Raw genomic sequence first — 4,858 nt, forward strand, 5'->3', positions numbered from 1 at the left:
AAAGCGGGAGACCAGGACATCCAAAACCGTTCGGGATGTCCGCAGTGCACAGGCTTGGGTCCAAGACTCACTCCTGCTCACTGATTAGGAACGGTTGGAGCAAGAGCGAGCCCTCGAATCGCTGCTGCGGCAGCCGGACTTCATGGTGGCCAGTGCCTCGCGAGGGACGATGAGGGTAGCCCCGGGCGGTGGGGTTGGTGCAGGATTCCCCCGGTTCGCCCTTTCAGCGGCCGCACTTCGTGCCCGGCTAGTCACTCCGGAGGGGCGGCGGGGAAGGACTCGCCATCGGGAATCGGGGCGGATTGAGGCGGAGGTAGGCCTCGGATCACCCCTCAGGCGCAAGCTTTCCCCCCCCCCCGAACTCGCTTCCCGTGCCCCGATATACCCCGCTTCGACCACGGCTCGTGCATGCGGATACTCAGAGTGCGCTGCACTTAGGGCGCGACGAGCGTGCGTATGCCGCCCCTCCCCAAACCAGCTGCTGCCGACGGGCATTCGGGACCCACCGAGAGTGATCGTCGGGGAATGAGCCCCAACGGAGCCTCGGCGTCGGACGCTGGGCCGGTGCCGTCACCGCCCCACGTCGCTGCCGCCCACCCCGAGCCGACCGGCACCAACTCACCCATCCCTCCACGGCAAACCGAGCCCCCAACTACCGGGTAGCAGCTACTCCGAGTGCCCGGCCCCACTCCACCGGACGCAAAGGACCTGCCCCGCCCGGCTATTGCCGGATCAGACAACGTTCGCCTCGCTGGTGGAGCACGGAGAAGTAGTCGGTGGGGTGATGCAGGGGAATCTGCCACGATCATCGGATGGGTGCATTGGATGCAGTGGCAGGCAGGGTTGCCGGCGGGGCCACCGTGACGTTCAGGCCCAGCGGCTCCTCGATGGTCCCGCTGATACGCAGTCGGCAGCAGGTAGTCGTTGCCCCGGTCGACCCGTCCAAGCTGGATGTCGGGGACATCGTCCTCGCCCGCGTCTCGGGGACGGTCTACTTGCACGTGGTGTCGTCCGTGGACTCCGCCAGGAAGCGGGTGCAGATCAGCAATAACCGTGGCCGCATCAACGGCTGGACCAGCCACGATCGTGTCTTCGGCATCTGTGTCGCTGTCGACGGCGTCACCCGGTCGGGAATCGTAGGCAAAACGCTCGCGGCCGACTCCGACAACTCCTCCTGAACCTGACACTCCAACGGCATCGGGCCGCCAAGCCTTTCGGGTGGCGATACGAGTGCGCGTTCGCGAGATGACGACGAGGGCCGGCGGTTACTGCGGCTAGGGCCTGTCCGGCGGATCAGGGCCTAGTCCGCAGAGGCACGGGCTCCGTGGTGACCTGGCGGCGCGCGCAGATGGTGCTGCTGTCCGCACAGGGCATGCCGGGCGCGAGGGACCTGGTCCAGGCACTCAGGCCGCCGCCCACGGCTCGTCACGCCAGCCCGGCAGTTCCTCGGACCCGGCCAGAGGTTCGCACCCGGCCGCACGGCCACAGAAGGCCGTGCCCAACTCCCGGATCGCCTTCTGTCTGCACGTTTGCCCCCGAAGTCGGCATCCGGTGCCCGATTTACCCGGTGCCAGCCATTACTCGGATTGGACTGCGCGGAGTTCGCTGCACTTAGGGCACGGCGGCCTCCCGCACACTCCCCTCCTGCCCCACGGGGCATGAAGCCCGGCCGCCCACTCGGCGTCGGACCCTGAGCCGGTGCCGTCACCGCCCCATCCCACTGCCGCGCACCCAGAGCCAACCCGCACCAACTCCCCCGCCCCCGCCAAGCCCCCACCCACCGGGCCAAGACCGCTCCCGCGACCGGAGCGATGCCCGGCCCCCACCCCACCGGCCCGCAAGCCGGACTCGCCACCGCAGCGATCCCCGCCCTTCCCCGTGGGCACGCCCTCCGCCCGCCACACTCAGAACGAGGGCGGCCGAACCAGAAGCCCGCGAAGAGCCCGACACCCGACCCGCAAGGAGGCCCCCAGCGCCTAGAGTCGGTCGCGTGCCCGAGTTCCTCTCCCATCTCCTCGCCGTTCAGGAGTCGTACGACACCGTGGCCGCCGCCTATGCCGGCATGGTGCCGCCCCCGTCGCGGCTGGATCCGGTGTCACGTGGGATGTTGGACGTGTTCGCCGAGGCCGTGGGGAACGCCGGGGCCGTGGCCGATGTCGGGTGCGGGCCGGGCAAAGTCGCCGCGTATCTGGCCGAGCGCGGGGTGGCCGACGTGTTCGGGGTGGACCTGTCCCTCGGGATGGTCGACCAGGCCCGTCAGGCGTACCCCCATCTGCCGTTCGTCGTCGGGTCTATGACCGCGCTGCCCGTCTCGGACGGGGCGCTGGGCGGCGTACTCGCCTACTACTCCACGCACCACACACCACCAGAGGAACTGCCGCTCGTCTTCGGGGAGTTCCATCGCGTGCTCACGCCCGGTGGGCATCTGATGCTCGCCGGGCATGTGGGGGACGAGGACGGGGACAGTGACGGCGAGCGGCTCCGGCCGACGGAGGCGTACGGCGGGCTACCCCTGTCGTACACCTCGTACCTCCTCCCGCCCGGACGGATCGCCGAACTCCTCGGGCAGGCCGGGTTCGTGCTCACCGCGCGGCTGACTCAGGAGCCTGGGGAAGGGCCCCAGAGGCGGTTCGGGACCTTCTTCGCCCGGAAGCCCGACGGATCTTACGGATGGTGAGGAACACAGACGGGCTGGGCGCTCACATGCCGGGGACGTCGTAGCCCGGGTCCGGATGCTGGCGCGGGGTCCACCACTCCGTGAGGCCCCACACCCCGAGCGCCAGCGCGGCCAGGGCCGCGACCGCCGCGGCCCACGGCGGGACCCGCCTGACGGCCAGGGCCAAGGTGACCACCGGCACCAGCGCGCCGCCGAGCAGGATGAGCGGCAGGTCGACGAAGAGCACGGTCAGGTCGCGGGCATGGCTCTCGAATCCGCCGTCGAGACTGAACGCGGCCCTTGGCACCCAGACGACCAGTCCGACCGCGGCGCCGAAGACGGCGAGAACGTTCCTGACGACTGCCCGGCGCTCGCCCTTCAGCTCCATACCGGCCTGGACGCGGCGGCTCGACGGACGGTTGCAGAGGCCGGCAGGCAGTGCGAACTCCCCTCCCTCCGGCCGTGGGAGCCCCCTCCCCTCCCCTGCGAACGGAATCCACACCGCTCCCTGTCAGGACCGTTTCTTGGCCCCGAGCCCGCGCTCGGGGTGCAGCGGCGCCTCCAGGCCGCCCTCCTCGCCGAGCGGGCCGGGCTCCTCAGCGAACTGCGAACTGCCCTGAGCACCGCACACCAGGTTCCCAACTTCCCCACCTTCCACGTCGAAGGGCGAGGCCCTGGACGGCCCTCGACCCTCGGCCCTCCCGCGTCCTCACCCTGGTGAGTGGATCACACCGTCCATGCAGCTCAGCGGGGCCGAGCCGTGGGCCCGCAGCCGTGGGCAGGGCCGGAGTCTGTGGACCGTCACGCAGGACGCCCCGATCCGAGAGGTCTCCATGTCCACATTCACTGGTCTGCGAAGAACCCTGGGGCGCGGAGGACTCGCGGTCGTCGCGGGTCTGGCGCTGGTGCTCGCCCTTCCCGGAGCCGCACTGGCCGCCCCGGGAGATCTGGATCCCGGCTTCGGGGGCGACGGTACGGTGCTCACCGACGCCGGCGGCGAGGAGGCGGGCAACGACGTGGTGGTCCAGTCCGACGGCAAGGTCGTCGTCGTCGGCACCGACGCGCCGGACTCGCTCGGAAACTTCGCGCTGGTCCGCTATCTCGCGGACGGCAGTCTGGACTCCACCTTCGGCAGCGGTGGACGGGTGTCCACGGACATCGGCGGCTTCGTCGACAACGCCGAGGCGGCCGCGGTGCAGTCCGACGGCAAGATCGTCGTGGCGGGGAGCTCCGGTACGGGCTTCGAGGAGTGCTGCAGGTTCACGGTGGCCCGCTACACCGCCACCGGCAGCCTGGACACGACGTTCGGTGACGGCGGCGTCGCGTTCCTCAGCGCGTTCGGTCAGCCCGCGTCGGCCATGGACGTGGCGGTGCGTTCGGACGGCAGGATCGTCGCCGCCGGATACACCGGCGGCCTCTTCGCGGCGGCCCGCCTCCTGGCGGACGGCACCCCGGACGCCACCTTCGACGGCGACGGCATGGTGACCACAGACCCGGCCCCGAGCCTGGAGGAGGGCGGAACGGGCCGCTCGCTCGCCCTGCAGTCCGACGGCAAGATCGTCGTCGGCGGCGATGTGGGAACCACTCGCTTCGACTTCATGCTGATGCGGTACAACGCCGACGGCAGCCTTGACACCGGGTTCAGCGGTGACGGCATGCAGCGCACCGATTTCGGCGCGTACGAGGGCGCCGAGGAGGTGGCGGTCCAGGCCGACGGCAAGATCGTCGCCATGGGGAACACCGACGCGGACGCCGCGGTGGTCCGGTATCTCGCCGACGGCAGCCTGGACACGAGCTTCAGCGGTGACGGCAGGGTGACCACCGCCGGTGGAGCCGCCAAGGACGGGTTCGTACAGGCCGACGGCAGAATCGTCATCGCGGGCAGGGGTGGCGACGGCGGCGACTTCGGGCTGATCCGCTACAACACCGACGGCGCCCCGGACCCCGGCTTCGGGACCGGCGGCCGGGTGACCACCTCGTTCGACGGCGCCGACATCGCCAATGGGGTCGCGCTGCAGTCCGACGGCAAGATCGTCGCGGCCGGCAACGGCGGGCCGAACACCGACTTCGCGGTCGCTCGTTACGAAGGCGGCGGAGGCGCCCCGACGCCGCCTTCGGTGGACATGTCGGTGACGAAGACGGGGCCCGGCACGATCAGTATCGGTGACCAGGCCACGTACACGATCCGGGTGACCAACAACA

Annotated in this window: 4 protein-coding genes; 3 read left to right on the forward strand and 1 reads right to left on the reverse strand. The window is 70.3% G+C overall.

Features of this window, described 5'->3' with window-relative positions:
• The first annotated feature begins 812 nt into the window (after positions 1–812).
• Positions 813–1,178 (forward strand): S26 family signal peptidase, encoded by a 366-nt coding sequence (locus AB0F56_RS35860; RefSeq protein WP_362017528.1) that lies wholly within the window; start codon positions 813–815, stop codon positions 1,176–1,178.
• Between the two features lie 812 nt (positions 1,179–1,990).
• Positions 1,991–2,677, forward strand: coding sequence for a methyltransferase domain-containing protein (locus AB0F56_RS35865; protein ID WP_362017530.1), 687 nt, complete (start codon positions 1,991–1,993; stop codon positions 2,675–2,677).
• A 22-nt stretch (positions 2,678–2,699) separates the two neighbouring features.
• Here the strand turns inward: AB0F56_RS35865 and AB0F56_RS35870 are convergent, their stop codons facing one another.
• Complete coding sequence (locus AB0F56_RS35870) at positions 2,700–3,044, reverse strand: hypothetical protein (protein WP_362017532.1); 345 nt, start codon at positions 3,042–3,044, stop codon at positions 2,700–2,702.
• 445 nt (positions 3,045–3,489) lie between these two features.
• On the opposite strand from AB0F56_RS35870, the gene AB0F56_RS35875 reads away from it, so the two are divergent.
• The coding region (locus tag AB0F56_RS35875; RefSeq protein ID WP_362017534.1) for a delta-60 repeat domain-containing protein at positions 3,490–4,858 on the forward strand (1,369 nt) is incomplete at its 3' end.

This window comes from Streptomyces sp. NPDC026092 (assembly GCF_040638605.1).
Lineage (GTDB): Bacteria > Actinomycetota > Actinomycetes > Streptomycetales > Streptomycetaceae > Streptomyces.